The 20497-nt window shown below is 34.2% G+C and carries 21 protein-coding genes; 9 read left to right on the top strand and 12 right to left on the bottom strand.

The window, feature by feature from the left end:
* Window positions 1-37 precede the first annotated feature (37 nt).
* On the top strand, window positions 38-1384 hold the full coding sequence (locus IEV50_RS02745) for a DUF58 domain-containing protein (protein ID WP_188411704.1): 1347 nt from the start codon (window positions 38-40) through the stop codon (window positions 1382-1384).
* Window positions 1385-1542: 158 nt separating this feature from the next.
* On the opposite strand, the gene IEV50_RS02750 is transcribed toward IEV50_RS02745, so the two are convergent.
* The 3 genes from IEV50_RS02750 to IEV50_RS02760 all read right to left on the bottom strand — a co-directional run bounded on the left by IEV50_RS02750 (window position 1543) and on the right by IEV50_RS02760 (window position 4237).
* Window positions 1543-2109: a transposase gene (locus IEV50_RS02750; RefSeq protein WP_229746596.1), complete on the bottom strand. Its 567-nt coding sequence runs from the start codon at window positions 2107-2109 to the stop codon at window positions 1543-1545.
* Window positions 2110-2539: 430 nt separating this feature from the next.
* Complete coding sequence (locus tag IEV50_RS02755) at window positions 2540-3598, bottom strand: nucleoid-associated protein (RefSeq protein WP_188411705.1); 1059 nt, start codon at window positions 3596-3598, stop codon at window positions 2540-2542.
* 66 nt (window positions 3599-3664) lie between these two features.
* Window positions 3665-4237 carry a TlpA family protein disulfide reductase gene (locus IEV50_RS02760; protein ID WP_188411706.1) on the bottom strand — a complete coding sequence of 191 codons (573 nt, stop codon included), beginning with the start codon at window positions 4235-4237 and terminating at the stop codon, window positions 3665-3667.
* A gap of 128 nt (window positions 4238-4365) precedes the next feature.
* On the opposite strand from IEV50_RS02760, the gene IEV50_RS02765 reads away from it, so the two are divergent.
* Together IEV50_RS02765 and IEV50_RS02770 are read left to right on the top strand one after the other, a co-directional pair.
* On the top strand, window positions 4366-4698 hold the full coding sequence (locus tag IEV50_RS02765; protein ID WP_188411707.1) for a hypothetical protein: 333 nt from the start codon (window positions 4366-4368) through the stop codon (window positions 4696-4698).
* Between the two features lie 123 nt (window positions 4699-4821).
* The gene (locus IEV50_RS02770) at window positions 4822-7137 is read left to right on the top strand and encodes a TonB-dependent receptor (RefSeq protein ID WP_188411708.1); all 2316 of its coding nucleotides are present in this window, start codon (window positions 4822-4824) and stop codon (window positions 7135-7137) included.
* A gap of 76 nt (window positions 7138-7213) precedes the next feature.
* Here IEV50_RS02770 and namA read toward each other — a convergent pair whose 3' ends face one another.
* The 3 genes from namA to IEV50_RS02785 all read right to left on the bottom strand — a co-directional run bounded on the left by namA (window position 7214) and on the right by IEV50_RS02785 (window position 9789).
* Entirely contained in the window at window positions 7214-8293 is a 1080-nt protein-coding gene (namA, locus tag IEV50_RS02775; protein ID WP_188411709.1) for an NADPH dehydrogenase NamA, read from the bottom strand.
* Between the two features lie 108 nt (window positions 8294-8401).
* Window positions 8402-9391, bottom strand: coding sequence for an aldo/keto reductase (locus IEV50_RS02780; protein ID WP_188411710.1), 990 nt, complete (start codon window positions 9389-9391; stop codon window positions 8402-8404).
* Between the two features lie 2 nt (window positions 9392-9393).
* Window positions 9394-9789, bottom strand: a complete 396-nt coding sequence (locus IEV50_RS02785; protein WP_188411711.1) for a DoxX family protein — start codon at window positions 9787-9789, stop codon at window positions 9394-9396.
* 183 nt (window positions 9790-9972) lie between these two features.
* Here IEV50_RS02785 and IEV50_RS02790 point away from each other — a divergent pair, with 183 nt between their 5' ends.
* The 5 genes from IEV50_RS02790 to IEV50_RS02810 all read left to right on the top strand — a co-directional run bounded on the left by IEV50_RS02790 (window position 9973) and on the right by IEV50_RS02810 (window position 14065).
* On the top strand, window positions 9973-10800 hold the full coding sequence (locus IEV50_RS02790; RefSeq protein WP_188411712.1) for an ABC transporter ATP-binding protein: 828 nt from the start codon (window positions 9973-9975) through the stop codon (window positions 10798-10800).
* A gap of 3 nt (window positions 10801-10803) precedes the next feature.
* Window positions 10804-11610 carry a hypothetical protein gene (locus tag IEV50_RS02795; RefSeq protein WP_188411713.1) on the top strand — a complete coding sequence of 269 codons (807 nt, stop codon included), beginning with the start codon at window positions 10804-10806 and terminating at the stop codon, window positions 11608-11610.
* A gap of 19 nt (window positions 11611-11629) precedes the next feature.
* Window positions 11630-12004: a GntR family transcriptional regulator gene (locus IEV50_RS02800; RefSeq protein ID WP_123207575.1), complete on the top strand. Its 375-nt coding sequence runs from the start codon at window positions 11630-11632 to the stop codon at window positions 12002-12004.
* 3 nt (window positions 12005-12007) lie between these two features.
* Window positions 12008-12850, top strand: coding sequence for a hypothetical protein (locus IEV50_RS02805; protein WP_188411714.1), 843 nt, complete (start codon window positions 12008-12010; stop codon window positions 12848-12850).
* 228 nt (window positions 12851-13078) lie between these two features.
* Complete coding sequence (locus tag IEV50_RS02810) at window positions 13079-14065, top strand: alpha/beta fold hydrolase (RefSeq protein ID WP_188411715.1); 987 nt, start codon at window positions 13079-13081, stop codon at window positions 14063-14065.
* Here IEV50_RS02810 and IEV50_RS02815 read toward each other — a convergent pair whose 3' ends face one another.
* Genes IEV50_RS02815 through IEV50_RS02825 form a run of 3 tightly spaced genes read right to left on the bottom strand, consistent with a single transcriptional unit; the run spans window position 14066 to window position 16817 of the window.
* Window positions 14066-14965 (bottom strand): DUF6263 family protein, encoded by a 900-nt coding sequence (locus IEV50_RS02815; RefSeq protein WP_188411716.1) that lies wholly within the window; start codon window positions 14963-14965, stop codon window positions 14066-14068.
* 14 nt (window positions 14966-14979) lie between these two features.
* Window positions 14980-15753: a M90 family metallopeptidase gene (locus tag IEV50_RS02820; protein WP_188411717.1), complete on the bottom strand. Its 774-nt coding sequence runs from the start codon at window positions 15751-15753 to the stop codon at window positions 14980-14982.
* A gap of 35 nt (window positions 15754-15788) precedes the next feature.
* A complete protein-coding gene (locus IEV50_RS02825) occupies window positions 15789-16817 on the bottom strand; it encodes a Gfo/Idh/MocA family oxidoreductase (RefSeq protein ID WP_188411718.1) in 1029 nt (342 codons plus the stop codon).
* Window positions 16818-16921: 104 nt separating this feature from the next.
* Between IEV50_RS02825 and IEV50_RS02830 the strand changes: the two genes are divergently transcribed.
* Window positions 16922-17266, top strand: a complete 345-nt coding sequence (locus IEV50_RS02830) for a hypothetical protein (protein WP_188411719.1) — start codon at window positions 16922-16924, stop codon at window positions 17264-17266.
* Between the two features lie 158 nt (window positions 17267-17424).
* On the opposite strand, the gene IEV50_RS02835 is transcribed toward IEV50_RS02830, so the two are convergent.
* The 3 genes from IEV50_RS02835 to IEV50_RS02845 form a co-directional block, all read right to left on the bottom strand.
* The gene (locus tag IEV50_RS02835; protein WP_188411720.1) at window positions 17425-18102 is read right to left on the bottom strand and encodes a YiaD family glycine zipper/OmpA-like lipoprotein; all 678 of its coding nucleotides are present in this window, start codon (window positions 18100-18102) and stop codon (window positions 17425-17427) included.
* Between the two features lie 174 nt (window positions 18103-18276).
* On the bottom strand, window positions 18277-18969 hold the full coding sequence (locus IEV50_RS02840; RefSeq protein WP_188411721.1) for an ABC transporter ATP-binding protein: 693 nt from the start codon (window positions 18967-18969) through the stop codon (window positions 18277-18279).
* A 2-nt stretch (window positions 18970-18971) separates the two neighbouring features.
* Window positions 18972-20444, bottom strand: a complete 1473-nt coding sequence (locus IEV50_RS02845; protein ID WP_188411722.1) for a DUF5687 family protein — start codon at window positions 20442-20444, stop codon at window positions 18972-18974.
* Between the last annotated feature and the right edge of the window lie 53 nt (window positions 20445-20497).

Consider the following 20497-nt stretch of genomic DNA (forward strand, 5'->3'; position numbering starts at 1 on the left):
AATTTAGCAATTCGAACAATTAACCAAATCAACTTACTTGAAAAAAATATTTCAGCGATATTACACCAACTTATTTTTAACCGACCGTTTATTTACAGCGCTAGGATTCTGTGTGTTGCTTTTTATTTTAAAGTTCTTTTTTAAATGGCTGGGCGATATCCCTGAAATTGTAACAGGCCTTGTTTTTCTTTTATTCCTTTTAGATGTTGTTATTCTTTACCGAAATAAAAAAGGCGTTGAAGCGCATCGAATTACATCGAAAAGGCTGAGTAATGGCGATGATAACCCGATTCAAATAGAGCTTAAAAATCAATATGGCTTTGGTGTTAAACTTCATGTTATTGATGAAGTTCCATTTCAGTTTCAACTCCGTGATAAAGATTTTAAGCTGCAGTTACAATCGGGTAGTATAAAATCCATTCACTATAATTTGCGCCCAACTAAACGTGGCGAATATGATTTTGGATTTATAAGGGTTTACACCGGATCGCCCATAGGTTTGGTTAATAGAAGGTATAATTTTGATGGGGCGAAAGTATTGCCGGTGTTTCCATCTTTTATAAATTTGGGACAATATGAATTGATGGCCATTTCACATCATTTAACTGAATTTGGCATTAAGAAAATTAGAAAAGTTGGACAAAGCGTCGAATTTGATCAGATTAAAAATTATGTTGGCGGTGATGATATCCGAACAATAAACTGGAAAGCCACTGCCCGAAAAGGCGGATTAATGGTGAATACCTATACCGATGAACGCTCACAAAATGTGTATTGTATTATCGACAAATCGCGTGTTATGCGAATGCCTTTCGAGAGCTTAAGCTTGTTAGATTATGCCATAAATGCAAGCGTAGCTTTATTAAAGGTTGCCATGCTGAAACAAGATAAGGCTGGTTTAATTACGCTTTCGGAAACTATTGGTTCTGTTATACTTGCAGAAAGGAAACCTGCTCAATTAGGCCACATCATGCAGGTTTTGTATAAAGAAAAAACACGCTACCTCGAAAGCAATATGGAAGCCTTGTACAGCACCATTCGCTCGGTAATAAAGCAAAGGAGTTTGGTTGTTTTCTTTACCAATTTCGAAAGTTTATCTGCTTTGCAAAGACAACTGCCTTACCTTAAAAAGATTTCAAAATACCACCTTTTGGTTGTTGTATTTTTTGAAAATACTGAGCTTAAAAGTTTAAGTATTGAGCCAGCCAAGGATGTTGAAGGTATTTACCACAAAACCATTGCTGAGAAATTTATTTACGAAAAAAAGCAAATGGCGCTTGAACTGAATAAATATGGCATTCTATCAATTCTTACATCGCCGCAAAAACTAACCATTAATGTAATTAATCAGTATCTGGCATTAAAAGCGCAACAGCGAATTTAGTTTGTAAATTCAATTGCCAGTTTGAACCGAAAATTACAAACTGTTAATTATCTACTCTTCCTCTCCATTTCCTCGGTCTGTGTCCTCACAGAACGAAAGATTAATAAAACTCATCTCTTAAAACAAATCCTCGGTCTGTGTCCTCACAGGCAGAAAGATTAATAAAATTCATTTCTGTAATCTGTTAGAAAGCCAAAATTATCAAAACCAGTCATGTAAAAATTTGCTGAAGAGTAAGGATAATTTTCCGGACTCTCACACAAACTCCACTTTTCTTGCAAAGGATTTCGATGGATATAATCAATTTTTTGCTCAACCTTAACTTTAGAATCCATTAAAACTGCTAGTGGATCTCTTTGCCATAAACGAAATTTCCTTTCTTGATCATCTACTTTAAAACTCATTAATTTACTCATGCTTTTAGATTTCATATCTTCAAAAATTTTGTGAGAGGTGAATTTATTAAAGCTTGCATAAGGCATCTCTTTTCCATTCATTTGAACCATTTTCCAAACGATATGAAGATGATTTGGCATAATTACAAAAGCATAAATAATGACTTTTTTTCGTTCTACCAGTTCTTTCATTGTATTCAATACTACTTGCTTATATAATGGGTTTTCAAAAACACAATACCAATCTTTAATAGTATCAGTCCAAAAATATACTTCACCTTCAATCATTTTTGAATTGCGTTCCTGCTTAAAAATATTTTCAATCATCATAATTAAAAATATAAAAATATTAATGGAACACAATTTTTTCGGTGTGAAGGAGATTTCAACTAATAGTTCATGTTTCGGTATGTGGGGACACAGACCAAGAAGAAGATCAAAATCAAATCACACTTTAATCCATGGTCTGTGTCCGCATAGACCATTATTACCAATCGTTCATGTTTCTGTATGTGAAGACACACCGAGGAGTAGATGAGAATAAAATTAAATTCAACTATAATATTACCCGTGCTCTGTGTCCCCACAAACCATCGTAACAAATCGTTAATGTTTCCGTCTGTGGGGACACAGACCGAGGAGGATTCAAAAACTAACCATTAATGTAATTAATCAGTATCTGGCATTAAAAGCACAACAGCGGATTTAGTTTGTAAATTCAATTGCCAGTTTGAACCGAAAATTACAAACTGTTAATTATCTACTCTTCCTCTCTAAAATAAACCTTGTAGTAATTCATAGATTTATCATCGTCATAACCTTTTTCAATCATATCCTTGTTTCCATGAATATAAATATGAAAATTCTTATCCAACTTTAACACACTTTTATAAGCCCGGGCTTGCTTTTTTACGGCAGATTCAGCAATTTCAAAAGAATCAGCAATTGGCGATTCGTATTCCTGCTCGTAATTTTTCTTATAGCTTTTAAACGATTCTATACCTTCAGCGTTACCAATCACTTCGTTGCCAAATTCCTCAATATCGAAGGTTTCTTTCTCTTTAAAATACTTCATAGAACGATTAAGCAAATCAATTTTATCGGCTTTGCTTATCTCGTATTCATCATCCATTTTTTGAGTTACAAAGCTTTTATAAACACCTAAAACATTATTGGTTTGGTTATAGCTATCGTTGCGGATTTTGAGTTTTAAAAATTCATCCTTCCAATAAACTGCGCTATCATTACTACTCTTTGCTTGATCAAAAACAACAACTTTGTAACCTTCTGTTTTATCAACACTAAAAATTAAACAGCCTTTATCTAACTTATTTATACTAATTGCATCCTGCTCATAACTCATCCCAAAACCATCTTGCTCAGGATAAACTTTTAGATAAGTATCTTTTGTTTCAGATTTAAAAATACCAATAACATCCAACTGTTCGCCTTCAATCTGCACTTTTTCGAAATAAGCCACATAAAGCTCACCTGATTTAATTTTCGGATGATTGGCTACATCATATAAATATTTCACCAATTGCTGAGAATCTTCGTGGAAAAGTTCTTTGTTTTCGAAAATTTCATTTGCAAAGTGAAAGACTTCATTAAGCTGAAGATTATCATTTGGATGATAAAAACGATAAACCTCATTAACTTTTTCGAAAGGTTTTAAAAAAAATTGCATCAATAAATTACCAAGTAATTCATCTTCAATTTTTAAAGGCGAATCAGATAACTTATAATATTCTTCAACTAATTTATTGCCCGTATGGTGGATGGAAAGTTGCTTAAGAGAAGCCTCGAAAAATGAAATCATAGCAACAAAAGTAAGTAAATAATAGGCTTTCTCAGGAAGCAGTTTTCAACTATTCTTTTATTTAAATTAGTTCGCCACTATCAATTTATTCAAAAATTCACCAAATTTTTCATCTGAATAGTTTGCAATTCCTTCATGCTTAAAAGATATTCTTCCTTGCTTATCAAAAATTAATGTTGTGGGTAAAGAACCTGTAAAAATCTGTTCAGGCACATTACTTTCGACTTTGTAAACTGGTAATTCGAATTTCTTATTTAACATAAACTTGTTTGCCTTTGTCAAATCGCCATCCGCATCTACGAAAATAAAAACCACATTTGGGTCGTTTTTAAACTGTGTGTAAAGTTTATTTATAGATGGAAATTCTGCCCTGCAAGGTGGACACCAGGTTGCCCAAAAATTTAAAAAAACAACCTTGCCTTTCAAATCTCCTAAATCAATCACTTCTCCTTTTGAATTGCTAAATTTAATACCTCTAAGATTAACAGCCTCAACTTTACTTTCCTCTATGTTGGGCGAATAGAAACCAATTTCCATTAAACCTTTCAAAAAGACTGCTTTCGCATCGGGTACAAAAATAACCACCAGTAATAAAATGATGAAGATTGTGTTTAAGATGTTCTTTTTAATGAGTTTCATTATCTTTAATAATACCATCGCAATTAATTAATTTCAAATTCTAGTTTTAAAATGGATTTTAAGTACTATAAAAGCAATGTTACCTTACAAAGATATATAATTGGATAGTATTTGTTACTTTTGGAATATTGAAAAAGCATAAGCAAAATATTAACCGGTTATTATCAGCCCTATTGCTGATGGTTTTTGCCATTGCTTTAACACCCTGGAATCTACTACATTATCATCAACCCGTTCCGGTTGTAGCAAAAGAAATTAACTGTAAGCACTTAAGTCATGTTCAGGCACATGCCGATAATTGTTTAATTTGTAATGCAGGTTTTGAAAAAAACTACGTTCAAACTCATCACCTTTATAAAATTTTCCTTTCGGTCAAAATATTCGGACAAACAGATCCGGTGCTTAAAAGTTCTTACACCGAAATTAAGCGCACAAGTTTACGTGGCCCGCCTTTAGCATAATTTTTTCAGCTCAAGTGCCTTTTGCACTTAACAAAATTGTTTATTAATTATGAGATACTAAGGCAAAGCTGCTATTAATTGCTATTGCCTTGGCTACTCGATACGATATAAAATACGCATATCATGAAAAAATTACAGCTCATAGGCTTAGTAATTCTATATACATTATTGAGTACAACAGCTTTCGCCAATGTACTTAAAGACCTAAAGGGTAAAGTTATTGATGCCGAAACCAAACAAACTTTGCCAGGCGCAACTATATTTATTCCCGATTTAAAAGTTACAGCGGTAACCAATAATGACGGCGAATTTGCTTTAAACAATCTGCCATCGAAAGGAACATATATTGTAGAAGTTCATTATATTGGTTATAAAACGGCAACTCAAATCGTAAATTTCGCTACAGCAGGGAACCTGGAATTTACATTAAAATCTACCGCGATAGAAACCAAAGAAGTTGTTATTACTGGTAGTTTAATCAGTAGTACCAGCAAACGAAATAGTGCTTCATCTGCAGTTTTGGGCAAAGACCAACTGCTACAACCTTCTTCTAATTTAATAGATGCACTAACCAAAATTCCGGGTGTATCTCAAATAACTACTGGTCCTTCAATCTCTAAACCTGTTATTAGGGGTTTGGGATATAACCGAATAGTAACCTTAGATGATGGAATTAAACAGCAAGGACAACAATGGGGCGATGAACATGGTATAGAAATCGATCAATTTAAATCAGACAGAATTGAAGTTTTACGAGGAGCAGCTTCTTTAATGTACGGTTCTGATGCGCTTGGTGGAGTTATCAATTTATTAGAGCCAAGTACAGCGCCCGAGGGCCAAGTAAAAGGAGAATTGATTACAAATTATTCTACAAACAATGGTTTATCAGCAAACTCATTAATGCTAAATGGGAATGAAAATGGATTTGTTTGGAGAGCCCGTGGAACTTATAAAAATGCCTACTCTTTTAAAACACCTACCGGATATTTTCCAAACTCTGGTTTTAATGAAACGGATTTAAGTGGAATGGTTGGTTTAAATAAAAGCTGGGGTTATACACATTTAAACGTTTCAAGTTTCCGAAATAACATTGGTTTTTATGAGCCGACTTTAGATGCTGCAGGAAATTTTGTAAAAGAAGATGGTAGCCCTTTTGAAACATCTGACTATAAAAGCAGAGATTTGGAATATCCTCGTCAGGATATAAGGCATTTCAAAATTGCTTTAAATAACAACTTCATTATTGGCAATGGTAATTTAAAAGCAGATTTCGGCTTTCAGCAAAATCAACGTCGCGAGTTAGAAGATGGGCCTGATCCATCATTATTTTTCGACCTAAAAACATACAATGCCGATTTAAAATATTACATACACGAAACCAATGGATGGCAACCGGTATTCGGTTTTAGTGCCGACGCAGGTAACAGTAAAAATAAAGGTATCGAATTTTTAGTTCCAGCTTACAGTACTTATGGTGTTGGCGTTTTTGCTTATGCAAAGAAAAACTGGGAAAATAGCACTTTTAGCTTAGGTGCCCGTTACGATTTCCGTAAAAACACAGGCGAACAATTGTTTGTTGATGGCGATGAGCAATTTGTACCATTCATAAATAAATCTTCTAATGTAAGTGGTGCCCTAGGCTTTACACATCAGTTTAACGAAGAATGGAATTTCAAAGCAAATGCCGGTTCTGCGTTTCGTGCACCAAACCCTGCAGAATTAGGCTCTAATGGTGTACATGAAGGTACATTCCGTTACGAAATTGGAAACTCCAACTTAAGTCCGGAACGTAGTTACCAAGTGGATGCTGCTTTAGAATATGAGGGTAAGATTGTAAGCGCAAGTGCAAGTGTGTACAATAACTATGTTCATAATTTCATTTATGCATCTAACAATGGCGAAACCATTACTGCCGAAGGTGATGAATACCCAGTTTATCGATATGGACAGGTAAATGCAAACCTTTATGGTGCCGAGGCGAGCTTAACCATTCATCCGGTTTCTTTTATTCACTTCGAAAATACCTTCGGTTATGTACATGCGCAAAATAACACTTTGGGCAGACCATTGGCATTTATCCCCGCCGGAACACTAAGAAATGAGTTGCGTTTTGAGCCTAAACTAAAAGGCACAAATGATGCCTATTTATCGGTAGGAATAAATTCTGCATTCAAGCAAACCCGTGTTGATGATGTTTTTGAAACCCCAACAAGCGGTTATACATTATTAAATGCCGGTATTGGCGCTACATTTAATTTAGGTAAACAACCGGTAAAACTATCGGTATCTGCAAATAACTTACTAAATCAAAAATATTACGATGCTTTGAGCAGATTTAAACCAGGCCGTTTCGATTATGAAAACCCTAATTTAGGTGTTTACAACGCAGGCAGAAATATTACTTTCGGTTTATATCTACCTTTTACTTTAGTGAAATAATCCATTATAAAAATAGCCACAGATTTGCAGATTATTGATATAAATTAATTTGCGAATCTGTGGCTAAATTTTAAACTTACTTTTTAAAAGTCTCTCTTTTTGCCCTTACATATTGACTAGGCCATTCAGTATCATCGCCCAAAATCTGTGCTGCGTGTGTAGGGAAATATGCATCGCGTAATGATTCCCGAGCAATGAAAATTAAATCGGCTTTATCATTTTGCAAAATTTCTTCTGCTTGGTTTGCATCAACGATTACACCAACAGCGCCTGTGTAAATGCCAACTTCATTTCTAATTTTGTCGGCAAAAGGAACTTGATAATTTGGTCCAGCAGGAATTTTAGCATCCGGAACATTTCCTCCCGAAGATGCATCTATTAAATCGACACCTTTATCTTTCAGTACCGCTGCAAGCTGAACAGAATCCTCTTCGTTCCATCCACCTTCTGTCCAGTCGGTAGCAGAAATGCGGACAAACAAAGGCAAATTTTCTGGCCAAACAGACTGGACTGCTTCTACAATATCTATCGTTAAACGAATTCTGTTTTCAAAACTTCCGCCATAAACATCTGTACGTGTATTACTTAAAGGACTAAAAAACTCATGTAACAGGTAGCCATGTGCAGCATGAATTTCAACAACTTTATAACCTGCATCTAAAGCTCTTTTTGCTGCAGCCCTAAATGCAAATACGATATCCTGAATTTCTTTAATGCTCAACTCATGAGGCATTACTTGTCCGGCTTTGAACGGTATTGGAGAAGGACCAACTGGTAACCAACTATTTTCACCTTCGGCAATTTGTTCGCCACCTTCCCATGGCAAATCACAGCTTGCTTTTCTACCAGCATGCGCGAGTTGGATACCTGCAATTGCACCATTATCGTGAATAAAAGAAACGATTTGCTTAAGTTTTTCAACTTGCTCATCTTTCCAAATCCCTAAATCTGCATGTGTTATTCTGCCTTCAGGCACAACAGCAGTAGCCTCTTGAATAATTAATCCGGCACCACCAACTGCCCTACTTCCTAAATGTACCAGATGCCAATCATTGGCAAAGCCATCAATTGCTGAATACTGGCACATTGGTGAAATTACAATTCTATTTTTTAAAGTAACATCCTTTAGTTTTAAAGGAGAAAATAATTTTGACATATTCGATTTAGATTTACCACAAAGAACGGCAAGATTGACGCAAAGCAAAATAAGCATTTTGCCTTCGTGTTCGTTGCGAGTTACTCATATCCTTTGCGATTAATTAATTTAAAATCCTGCGTTTTTTAACTCTGTATTTATAAATTGGATTTCTTCTTTGCTCAATTTAACATTAATTGCTTCAGCATTTTGAACCGCTTGCTTTTCGTTTCTTGCTCCAACTAAAGCGATTGTAATTCCTGGGCGCTCTATTGTCCATCGCAAAACCAATTGAGATAAAGTTGCATTCTTTTCATCAGCCAAAGGCTTAATTTTCGCCAAAAATGCATTTGTTTTTTCGATACTTTCTGGGGTGAAGAATTTATTTCCCTGGCGATGGTCGCCTTCTTCAAACTTATAATCGGCTGTCATTTTACCTGTTAATAAACCTCTTTCCATCGGACTGTAGGCTAAGACAGATTTATTATTTTCTATACAATAAGGCACGGTATCATCCTCTACACCGCGATTAACCATACTAAAGGGAATTTGATTAGATACGATTTCTAAAGTTTCACCCGCTTCCTTTAATTGTGCTACATTATAATTACAAACACCGGCATAACGCACTTTTCCTTGCTCAATTAGTTTGCTAACCGCTTCAAATGTCTCGCTAATTGGTGTTGTTAAATCGGGCCAGTGTATTTGATATAAATCGATATAATCAGTTCCTAAACGTTTTAAAGATTGCTCGCATTCATAAATAACACTTTCTTTACCAGCATATTTATAAACATCAATATCTTTACCATCGTTATTTTTTGATTTCATTGCCAGTTCGCCTTTGGCTAAATCCCAGCGCATACCAAATTTAGTTACAATTTGAAGTTTATCCCTGGAAATTCCTTTAATTGCATCGCCAACAATTTCCTCGCTATCGCCCTGTCCGTAAATTGGAGCAGTATCTATAGAGGTTACTCCTAAATCGAAACCAGCTTGAATCGCTTTTATTGCATCATTTCTATCCGCGCTTCCCCACATCCAACCTCCGGCTGCCCAAGCGCCAAAAGTAATTGCCGAAAGCTCTAAATCTGAATTTCCTATTTTTCTGTATTCCATAATTATTTTTTTAAAAGTTTATCAACCGCGTAACTATTAAGCGGCAAGTTTGCTAACAATAAGGATAAAAATGCAACATGAATAAGTTGTGATGGCAGGGCTTCCCAGTTTTCTATCATTGTTGTACCAAAAATTAATGCTAAAGAGATAATGCCAGCAAGCAATAAACCTTGTTTTGTAAACAAGCCTATCAAAATTAATAACCCGGCTGCAAATTCTAAAATTGGTAAAGCGTAACTAAAAGGTAGAACCAAAAAATCTGGCAATAGCGATTTAGAAAATTGTCCCATCATCCAGTTGCTAAAACCTTGCAATTTGGGTAGCCTAACCAAACCATGCCCGAAAAAACTTAAACCAATTGCCAACAGACTTAATAAATATGCCCAATTTTTATCCATAAAAATGTGTTAACACAGTATAATACAAACACAATGTTAATGATGTTTTAGTGCATAAGACATTAAATTTAGATTTTACAAAGAGGTTATAAAAATCAGCCAAATAAAAAATAATTAAGAAATAATTTGGAGGTTATCAAAACGAATTATACTTTAGTGTATTATTTAACTAATACAGTAGGCATGATAAAAATTAACAATCTAAATTTTGGTTACAGCAAGCATAAACCATTATTTAAAAATATGAGCATGCAGTTGAGCAATGGTCATATTTATGGTTTGCTTGGAAAAAACGGTGCAGGTAAATCCAGCCTATTAAAAAACCTGGCAGGCTTGGTTTACGCTCAAAGCGGAACCTTAGAAGTTATGGGCTTTACCCCTGCAAAACGCCAACCCGCTTTGTTAGAACAGATTTGCTTTATACCTGAAGAATTTTATTTACCATCAGTTAAAATAGATTCTTACGTTAAAGCCAATGCGCCATTTTATAAAAATTTTAACCACAGCTACTTTTTCGAGCTTTTAAAAGAGTTTGATATCCCGGCAAACAATAAACTTATTGATATGAGCTATGGGCAAAAGAAGAAATTTATCATTGCGTTTGGTTTAGCTACCGAGGCAAAATTGGTTATTATGGATGAGCCAACAAACGGTTTAGATATTCCATCGAAAGCGCAGTTTAGAAAAATTATGGCTTCAGCTTTAACGGATGACCGTTGCATTATCATTTCTACCCATCAGGTACGAGATTTAGATAACTTAATTGATACTGTAATTATGCTTGATGAAAATGATGTGGCTTTAAAAGCTTCGGTTGAAGAAATTACCAACAAACTAACCTTTAAAAAAGTAAAAGAATTGGATGAAAGCATTATTTATGCCGAACCATCTTTATCAGGTTATAATGCCGTTATGCCAAACTACCATAACGAAGACAGCAAGCTAGATATGGAACTTTTATTCAATGCAATCCTGGCAGAAAAAATCAAATTTAAACCCTTATTTAACTAAGCGATGAATAATACATTTAACATAAACAGGTTTGGCTTATTACTTAAAAGACAATGGCTGGATTTCGGAAAAATCTATTTGATAAGTCTTTTGGTGGTAGCAGGTGTTTTAATTGGGTTTTACTTTTGGAATACACCTTCACTAATAAAATACAAAAACTTTAACAACGTGATGCAATTCCGCTATGGTCTATTTTTAACACTTGGTTTCATTTTTATAAGTGTTGTTGCTAGCAGCTATTTTGCCTTATTGGGTCAAAAGGCCAGAGCCACATTAGAACTGATGACACCTGCTTCTACATTTGAGAAATTTTTAGGAGGTGTATTTTATACAGCAATAATTAGTGTGGCAACTTATTTAGTATTATTTTATGTGATAGACTTATCTTTTGTGAAATATATTAATGCCCATCTTACAGAATTTAAGCTAGATGGAGATAATAATTCTTTAGTAAAACCTGCTGAAAGCATTACTGCAGATATTCTAAATGATGAAAATCATTTAAAATACTTTCTACATTTTATCGCTGTACCTTTTTTAATTACAAGTATTTTTCTACTTGGCTCGGTGTATTTTAATAGATTTCATTACATCAAAACAGCCATTTCAGTAATGATATTTTCTGGAGTTGCGACCTATGTAACTTATAAAACTGCAAGTATTTTAACACAAGGCTTGGTCTATGTTCATCACGAAGGAAATCAAAACAATAGAGATTCAACACTTTTATTCATTCTATTGATTACATCTGCGTTAACATTAATTTTTTGGACGATAGCTTACATTCGCCTAAAAGAAAAAGAGGTTTAATTTTTTAATTGGTATAGAAATGGAATTTAGAGATAATAAGGCAATATACCTACAAATAGCAGATTATGTTTGCGAACATATTTTGCTAGGAAAATGGAAAGCCGACGAAAAAGTGCCTTCAGTTAGAGAACTCGCTGTAGAAATGGAAGTTAACCCAAATACGGTAATGCGTACCTACGAGCTGTTACAGAATAAAAACATTATTAACAATAAAAGAGGCATCGGATTTTTTGTAGATGAAAATGCTACTGAGCACGTAAAAACTTACAGAAAAATTCAATTTATAGATGATGAACTGCCTGTAGTATTTAGAAACATCTATTTATTAAACATTGGCTTTGATGAACTTGAAGCCAAATACAAAACATTTGTTAAAGAAAATTTTAACGCTTAAAATATGAAAACAAGTAATAAACTATTGATATCGCTTGCCATCTCGCTGATATTAATTCCAATAATTGTGATTGCTGTAAATGTTAAAACGAACTACATTCAGGCTGATAAACTAACTCAAAATAATAAAAATTTAGAAGACTTTAATATAGCTTCACCTAATTTTGTTCTTCATAAGTTGGATAAAAGCTTTGATAAAATAAATATAATTGCTTCAAAAAAAACAATCTTAAAAGTCACAATAGTAGAAAATCCTAATACAGGATTAAAGATTTCTGATAATGAAGAAAATAATACTGGGGCTTTTGTTGATAAAAATGGCGTTTTGCAGATTTCGAATAAAAATTTAAAAGATAATCAAACGGTCTTTCTAAGCTTAGTGATCTTCTCGCCAAAAATTAACCAATTATCAATTAAAGATGCACTGCAGTTAGAGTTCCACGCAACGGCTAAACAGCTTAACCTAAATCTAAAAAATTTACAAAGCATGTTTTTTCAGAATACAAAAATTAGCCAACTCAATATAATTGGAGATAACTTAAAGAATTTTTTTCAAGATGATAACAATATTGATAAACTATATTTGAATTTGAACAATAGCCAATTCAAAGCAAGTAAAGTATCTTATAAAATATTGGATATTGTTTTAACGGGAAATTCTAAAATTTCAATCGAAGGAGATGAGGTTAATAAAGAAAAATACAAAATTGATAGTCTTTATATTAATACCAAAGGTAAATCTGATTTGAAATTAGAGAATATAAAAGTAAATAAATCTTCCGGCAACTTATCCGATTCTACAACGGTAAATATGTCGGCCGCTGTTTTAAAAACAATGTTTAAATAAAATTATTCTGCGGTTTATTACGGCAAACCGCAGAATAAAATTAAGGTGATAACTTGCTTAAAAACCAATGATTTAAAATACAATTGCGTTCAAGGTTCACATATAAACTTATTTAAATAAAACCTGCTTTTCTTGAACCAAAATTTCAGGCATGGTTTTTAACCTATTCTCTTCAACCAAATCGAATTAATTATTATTAATTTCGCGAGGTTACCAAAATATTTTAAAATGAAGAGATTTTTAATTCTAGTTACCCTTTCGTTATTATCATTTACAGCTTTAAAGGCGCAAAAAATTGATACGCTATCCATCACTTTAGAAAACATAAAATATCCATATCCTATAAAATTTTTACCCATCAATGTTGAAGGTCAGGATGTTAGAATGGCTTATATGGATGTGCCTCCAACGATTGCCCCAAACGGAAGAACAGTGATGCTTTTTCATGGCAAAAACTTTGGTGGCTATTATTGGAGCCACGTAATAAGAGCCTTAGCCGGAAATGGTTACCGGGTTTTGGTACCAGACCAGATTGGATTTGGACGTTCATCTAAACCGATTATTAACTATAGTTTTAAGCAATTGGCTCAATGGAATAAAAAGTTACTGGATACTTTAGGCATTCAAAAAACTTCAATTTTAGGACATAGTATGGGCGGCATGTTGGCAACACGATTTGCATTAATGTTCCCAGAACGGATGGATAAACTTTTACTGGAAAACCCAATCGGCTTAGAAGATTACAAAACTTTTGTACCGGTTTCTACCGTGGAAGAGCAGTATCAACGAGAACTAAAAAACACCGCAGAAAGCATTCGCCAATATTATAAAAGCTCTTATTTTACAGTATGGAAACCCGATTATGAAAGTTTAGTAAATGTTGCTGCAGGCGTAACGTTTAGTGCCGATTTCCCACGATATGCCAAAGTTGCTGCGCTAACCTATAACATGATTTACGAACAACCTGTTGTAGATGAATTTAAAGATTTAAAAGTTCCAACCATTCTTTTCATCGGCAAAGAAGATAAAACGATCGTTGGCAAAGGTTTACTTTCTGAAGATCAACAAGCCATTCATGGCCTGTACAGGTTTTTAGGAAAAAATACAGCACTCAAAATACCGGGTTCAAAAATTGTTGAATTCGAAGCATGCGGACATATACCACATATAGAAATTATGACCGAATTTTTGGTTGCGCTAACGGGTAGTTTATAGCTAATTGATTTCTTTACCTGTAACCTTATTTATTCCCTCCAAGTTAAAATCTACGGATTGCTCGGCAACTTTCATTTTACCATATAACTCTAAACGGGTATGCGTATTTAATACCATACCTGTTTTTAGGTCAATTTGTGCATCGCCGATGGTCATGCCCTTTAAATCGGTTTCCATTTTGCTGCCCAAACTTTCAAATGCTCCTTTTGAAACAAGTGTACCTTTGATTGCAAGGGTTGCAATTCCGTTTTTTACTTCTTTAAGTGTATAAGTTACCGCAGATTCAATTGGCATTGTAATTACAACTTTGGCATTTACTACCCAACTCTCCCCAATTTTTACTGCTTTATCTGGAAATATTTTTAACGAAGATTCTATTGATTGTTTTATAACTTCAGCATTAAACTGTTTACTAAGAGAAGTTTTAATCTGATTCAGTTGCGCTGTATCTGTTGTCATTTTAGCAGCCATACTATCCACCATTTTATCAATCCCCGATATTGATTTTACTCCACCGTTTGGTGCCATTACCATATTAAATGTTGCATTCCTTAAACCTGCAAATGGATTAGGTTTACCTATTTCTTCTTTATCAGAATCTAAAATCAATTCGTTGCCAGCTCCAACTGATTTGATATTCAATCGTTTGTAAATGACCTTTATATTTTTATCACCAGCCTTTGCTTCCGAAATATCAAAAGTGTAATCGGTACCAACATTTTGTATGTAGTCCAACTCTTTTCCATCTACTTTTTGACTAATAATTTGGTCGGAATTAAATGTATAGCTGTATTTCTTCCCAACCGGATAATTCTGTTTAAGCGAATAAGTTTGCTGAGCAAGAGTGTTTATGGAAGTTAAGCAAAAAGCTAACCATGCAATTATTTTGATCTTTTTCATTTCAGTATTTTTAATTATCCCGCAGGTTGTTGTGCAAATATTTTACTCAACTGATGATACAAATCAGGATGCTTATCTTTTAACAATTCTGGTTTTTCAAAAAAGTATTCTGATACAACTGCAAAAAATTCTGCCTGATTCGTAATTGCATAAGGATTAATATCAGATTTGTTATCTTCAATCTGCTTCATTTCTTCGTGCATCATTTTTATCCACGGCAGGGTATATTCATGGCTCATCAAATTTTCCGGAACGCCGTCCGTAGCCCCGTCAGATTTATCCAAAAGATGTACAAATTCGTGAATCGCTGTATTCTCTTTCCCGGCGCTTTTAGAAAAACCCTGACGTAATGCAGACCGAGATAGAATCATTTGTCCATTCATGTAACCACTTCCAACCATACCCATAATGTTTCTTTCACCTCCTTCAAATTGAAAATCGCTGTTAAAAGTATCAGGATAAAGCAAAACGCTGGTCAGATTTTTATATTGCCAATCTTTAAATCCAAAAATTGGTATAACAGCACTAGAAGCAATTAATAACTCATCTAATGTTGTCATTTCTAATTCAATGCCTTCAATTTTTACGGTGCTGAAAAATTCCGCGACTTTTTGCTCAAACATCAATTTATTTGTAGAATCTAAATGATGATAATAACCAACGTAATCGTTTAAAATTTGTTTATCAGTTTCTGTTAATGGCTCAATAGCTTGCTTCTTTTTTCTTAAGATAAAATAAAGCGCTAGTAGAAATATCGGGATTAAGTAGGCAAAAGGTAGTGAACTCATGAATGGATATACTCGGATTATTTATATTGTTTTGTTTACTTACTTTCTAAAATTTCTAACTGGATTAGCACATCTGCTCTCGTTACGGGATAAGCGATATTTTCGGTTAGCGCCATATGAACCGCATCAAAAAGCGGCAAATAACTTCCTTTTTCTGATGCTATCGCTTCTTCTGTTTTCAAACCTTCGCTATCGATTGTGGTTAATAAGCCATCTTTGCCTTTAGGTTCAATTCCATAACCTTCATCAGTTAATTTCATTCCTGCAAGCAGCTGCTCTTCCTGGCTATCCGCTCTATGCTTGATAAAACTGCCATTAACGCCATGTAGCACAAAAGCTGCTTGTGGATTTACCACCAACATACTTGATGTTACAAACACATTAACGCTATCTTCATAATTTAGTTGAATCGAAAAATAATCATCAACTGCGGTGTCTTTTCTATTCTTCCCTAAAATTTTATGATAACTTAAGGGTTTTCCAAAAACGCTAATCACCTGATCCAATAAATGCGGGCCTAAATCGTATAACAATCCGCTTGCCTCTATTGCCTTTTCTTTAAAAGCTTTCGGACCAATCACGTTTCTGTATCTATCGTAACGTAAATGCATCTCATTCAATTTACCCAATTTGCCGCTTGCCAATACTTTTTTTACCGAGGCAAAATCACTATCCCAACGGCGATTTTGATAGAAGAAAATTTGCTTTCCAACGCTATCTGCTAAATCAAATAATTCTTTTGCCTGGGCTGATGTTGCGGTGAAGGGCTTTTCTACCAAGATATGTTTTCCCTTTTCTAAAGCACCTTTAGCATGTTCGTAATGAAGATTATTTGGGGTATTAACAACTACCAATTCTATTGCAGCATCATTTAGAAGTTCATCAACACTATCATAGCTTATAATATCAGGGTAATCAGTTACTGCATTTTTATTGCTTCGTTCTACAACAGCTTTTAAATTAAAACCATTGTGGGCATTTAAAAAAGGAGCGTGGAAAACTTTCCCCGACATGCCGTATGCCAATAAACCAACAGTAATTGTTTTATTTGAATTTGTAATCATAGGCTATAAATGTAACCAAAAATACAATAATGACATAAGTCTACCACTTAAACCCTATGCCTTTTGCATTATGCCATAAACCTTTTTACACTATCTTTGCAAACATGAAACCGTCGGAGATTAACAGCAAATGGAAAATTTTACAGGAGAAAATTTCTCAGGAATTTGATTCAGATTTCCCTGATTTAAAAGTTATGCTTTTTCTGATTGGCGTTCAGGAATTAGGAAAAGGCCCAAAGAAGTATAGCAAGCGCCAAAAAGAAGAACTAATGCATATTGCTACTTGCCGTTTATTAAGTGAAATGGGTTTCTACGAATTAGAAGGTTTAGACCAGGATGATTGGCCACACTGGAAACTAATTAAAGCGATTCCACCTTACACCATGCTGGAGCAAGAACTGCTAATGAAATCGTTAGTGGTAAGCTATTTTGAAGATATTTATTCTTAGCTTAAATCGTCATCTTAAGGCAAAAAAGAATCTACTTTACAGAAAGGATACTTCATGCTTTACATTGTCGGCAAAAACAATTTTAAATAAAAAACCCCGATGCAAAACATCGGGGTTGGATATATAATGACCTCATAGGTAGAGGGAATTTACAAATACTATCCTTGTTTTTGTGCTGTGCTTTTTAATGCATCATTAGCAACAATAACAATTTCTACACGACGGTTAGCTGTACGACCTGCGTCTGTTTCATTATCAGCAATTGGCTCAGAAAAACCTTTACCAATTGTTACCAATCTAGAAGAAGGAACACCTTGAGAAACGGCATAAGCTTTAACAGCTGCTGCTCTTCTTTCTGATAAACCCATGTTATATTGCTCAGTACCACGGCTATCTGTATGTCCAATTATTTTAATGTCTGTATCAGGATATTGGTTTAATGAGGCAGCCAAACTTTGAACATTTGTTTTCGCAGCATCTTTTAATGCAGTTTTATCAAAATCGAACAAAATGCCACTATCAAATTTTACAATAATACCTTCACCTTCGCGAATAACTTCTGCATTAGGAATTGCTTTTTGAATTTCAGCTGCTTGTCTGTCCATTCTACGTCCAATAAATGCACCTGCCGTACCACCAACAGCACCACCAATCAATGCACCAACTGCAGTATTACCAGCCTTTTTACCGATTAACGCTCCAATTACACCACCTGCTGCTGCACCAATACCTGCCCCTTTTTGTGTTTTAGTTAAACTATCACAACTTTGAAATGCCATTGAACCAACCGCTAATCCTATGCTTAATGTTGCTACTCTTACTTTTGAAATACTCATAATAATTTAGGTTTAATTTCCTGAAGTTCTTTATTCAAACACAATGCCAAAAATTCTTGTGAACATATTTTAAGTTAAATAGCCATCAATAGAGCTAAAAAGAATATTCTTGGAGCAAAAAAAAGCATCCTAATTAGTGAGATGCTTTAATTGTATTATTATTAGTACAAAACACTACGCAGAAAAGTAACTTTCTAATTCCTTAAGGGTGTTTTCATCAGTTTTGAAGTCTTTAATCACGTGTCCCTTTTCCACTAAAATAATTCTGTTACACACATCAGTAACATGATTCAAATCATGACTTGAGATAAATGTTGTCATGTTGCCGGGATGTTCTTTTAAGAGCTTCTTTAAACGTATTTGAGTTGTTGGGTCCAGATTTGCAAAAGGTTCATCAAGAATTAAAATTTCGGGTTTCTGCATCAATGCGGCAGCAATGCCTACCTTATTTTGGTTTCCTTTACTAAAATCGCGGATGTATTTCCCACTGTTTAATATTTCACCGTTAAAGAATTCTGCATATTGAGCTAAATAAGCAGAAACATCGGCAACACTTAAATCGTGCAAACTGCCAATGAAAATAAAATACTCTTCAGGTGTTAAATAATCAATCAGGAAACCTTCATCTAAAAATGATGCAGTATAATTTTTCCAATCATCTTTTAACATTACATTTTCACCTTTTGATAAAACTTCTCCTTCTGTAGGACGAATCAAATCTAAAAGCATACGAAAAAATGTAGTTTTACCTGCTCCATTGTTACCAACTAAACCTATGGTTTCACCTTGTTCAATTTGTACATGTTCTATGTTTACAACGGTTTTATCGCCATAAACCTTTTTCAAATTTTTAATTTCTAAAATCATAATTATTCTCTAAAGCCTTCGGCTATTTTATAACGTTGTTTTTCAAATTTTGCAGTAATCACATCTACCCAAAAACCTCTCATCAAAAGCATAGCTAAGCCAAATATGGCAACTACAATTAAACCCCAATATGGCATATCCATCATCCCAAAAGGAACATACAATAGTATTGGTGTTAGTGCATAAGGAAACATCAATAAAAACTGAGTTGCACTTGTACCTTGATAATTAAAGCTTGCAGCCTTAGTAATATCTAACCGCTTTTTATTAAGTGTTGCCAGATAAAGAACGATAACAGTACCAAAACCAATGTTGTATAAATATGCTGCCAGTTGTAATAAAAGCAACTTCGGACTTAAAAACCCATAAAAACTTGCCAACAATGTTATAATGCTAGATGCTATAGTGAACAGTAAAAATTTTGCTTTAATAAAATCTTTAAAATTAATTTTAGCACTCAACAAACCATCGAAATGTGCGCTTTGCCACGCGAACATGAACTGCCCGTAAATGATGATGGAAACGCCCGTCATAAAAATAGCACCGAACATCATTTGTCCGAATTTATCACCATCAATAGCTGGCGTTTTGTAAAAAAGGAATCCATAAAGCAAAAAGAAGAAACCCAATATTACTGATGAACGCGAACGCTTATGGCGTAAAATTAATTTAAGTTCTAATGCTGCAAGTTCGCCAACTTTACCGAAACGATTTAAGAAAGCATAATCGGTACTCCCTTTTTTCTCTTGCTTACTGCTTAATTCTTCTGTGTAAAGATTTTTCCGAAGGAAATCTGAATTGATTTTAAAGATTAAAAAAGCTGCAATTGTAAAAGCAAATCCAATGTAAGGATGTAATGCTACTGCCTTAAAAACAAAATCGGAAGCAGCCATTATAGATATGACCTTATAATATTCTAAAGCCGCAAAACCTGCAATAATTATTAAGCCAACAGCGGTATAAAGCACATTACTAATGGTTTTTCTTTTGATGTATAATACCAAGTAGTTATTAAAAATGGCAATAGAAAATATTGCGATTATGTACATAATGGTCGCAAATGCGCCATAAGTGGGTGCAATTCGCATAAAAATAAATGGCAGAAATAAAAAGAACGGCCAGAGGTTAAATGCAGAAAACAATGATTTTACATTCAGAAAGGAAATTATCTGACTACGTTTTATCTTTAAATGCAGATAAGGAATTATACTTAACGTTGGTAACTCTTGCAATTGCAAACGCATAATAAAATCAAGTGCAAAGTAATACAGAATTAATCCGTTAAAACTGGTGATTACATTTTGGTTAGCAAAAATTTTAGGCAATAAATATGGCATGCTAAAACCTGCTCCAACCGCCAACACCAGGAAATAGAGCATAAAAAAACCTAGAATAATTTGAGTGGCAATGCTACTGCCTTTGTTTCGCGATCGCCAAAAGGATTTCGATTGATGGCTTAAAAAAGTTTTCAGCATAAATAGTTTTGATTTAGTTCTTTTAGTTAGTGTTCGTTTTTATTGAAATGTTA

This window comes from Pedobacter mendelii (assembly GCF_014635725.1).
GTDB classification, from domain to species: domain Bacteria; phylum Bacteroidota; class Bacteroidia; order Sphingobacteriales; family Sphingobacteriaceae; genus Pedobacter; species Pedobacter mendelii.

Coding starts and splice junctions, on each gene's coding strand:
- IEV50_RS02750 (WP_229746596.1), bottom strand. CDS start 2,109: ATGATGATTGAAAATATTTTTAAGCAGGAACGCAATTCAAAAATGATT.
- IEV50_RS02755 (WP_188411705.1), bottom strand. CDS start 3,598: ATGATTTCATTTTTCGAGGCTTCTCTTAAGCAACTTTCCATCCACCAT.
- IEV50_RS02760 (WP_188411706.1), bottom strand. CDS start 4,237: ATGAAACTCATTAAAAAGAACATCTTAAACACAATCTTCATCATTTTA.
- IEV50_RS02770 (WP_188411708.1), top strand. CDS start 4,822: ATGAAAAAATTACAGCTCATAGGCTTAGTAATTCTATATACATTATTG.
- namA (WP_188411709.1), bottom strand. CDS start 8,293: ATGTCAAAATTATTTTCTCCTTTAAAACTAAAGGATGTTACTTTAAAA.
- IEV50_RS02780 (WP_188411710.1), bottom strand. CDS start 9,391: ATGGAATACAGAAAAATAGGAAATTCAGATTTAGAGCTTTCGGCAATT.
- IEV50_RS02785 (WP_188411711.1), bottom strand. CDS start 9,789: ATGGATAAAAATTGGGCATATTTATTAAGTCTGTTGGCAATTGGTTTA.
- IEV50_RS02790 (WP_188411712.1), top strand. CDS start 9,973: ATGATAAAAATTAACAATCTAAATTTTGGTTACAGCAAGCATAAACCA.
- IEV50_RS02795 (WP_188411713.1), top strand. CDS start 10,804: ATGAATAATACATTTAACATAAACAGGTTTGGCTTATTACTTAAAAGA.
- IEV50_RS02800 (WP_123207575.1), top strand. CDS start 11,630: ATGGAATTTAGAGATAATAAGGCAATATACCTACAAATAGCAGATTAT.
- IEV50_RS02805 (WP_188411714.1), top strand. CDS start 12,008: ATGAAAACAAGTAATAAACTATTGATATCGCTTGCCATCTCGCTGATA.
- IEV50_RS02810 (WP_188411715.1), top strand. CDS start 13,079: ATGAAGAGATTTTTAATTCTAGTTACCCTTTCGTTATTATCATTTACA.
- IEV50_RS02815 (WP_188411716.1), bottom strand. CDS start 14,965: ATGAAAAAGATCAAAATAATTGCATGGTTAGCTTTTTGCTTAACTTCC.
- IEV50_RS02820 (WP_188411717.1), bottom strand. CDS start 15,753: ATGAGTTCACTACCTTTTGCCTACTTAATCCCGATATTTCTACTAGCG.
- IEV50_RS02825 (WP_188411718.1), bottom strand. CDS start 16,817: ATGATTACAAATTCAAATAAAACAATTACTGTTGGTTTATTGGCATAC.
- IEV50_RS02830 (WP_188411719.1), top strand. CDS start 16,922: ATGAAACCGTCGGAGATTAACAGCAAATGGAAAATTTTACAGGAGAAA.
- IEV50_RS02835 (WP_188411720.1), bottom strand. CDS start 18,102: ATGAGTATTTCAAAAGTAAGAGTAGCAACATTAAGCATAGGATTAGCG.
- IEV50_RS02840 (WP_188411721.1), bottom strand. CDS start 18,969: ATGATTTTAGAAATTAAAAATTTGAAAAAGGTTTATGGCGATAAAACC.
- IEV50_RS02845 (WP_188411722.1), bottom strand. CDS start 20,444: ATGCTGAAAACTTTTTTAAGCCATCAATCGAAATCCTTTTGGCGATCG.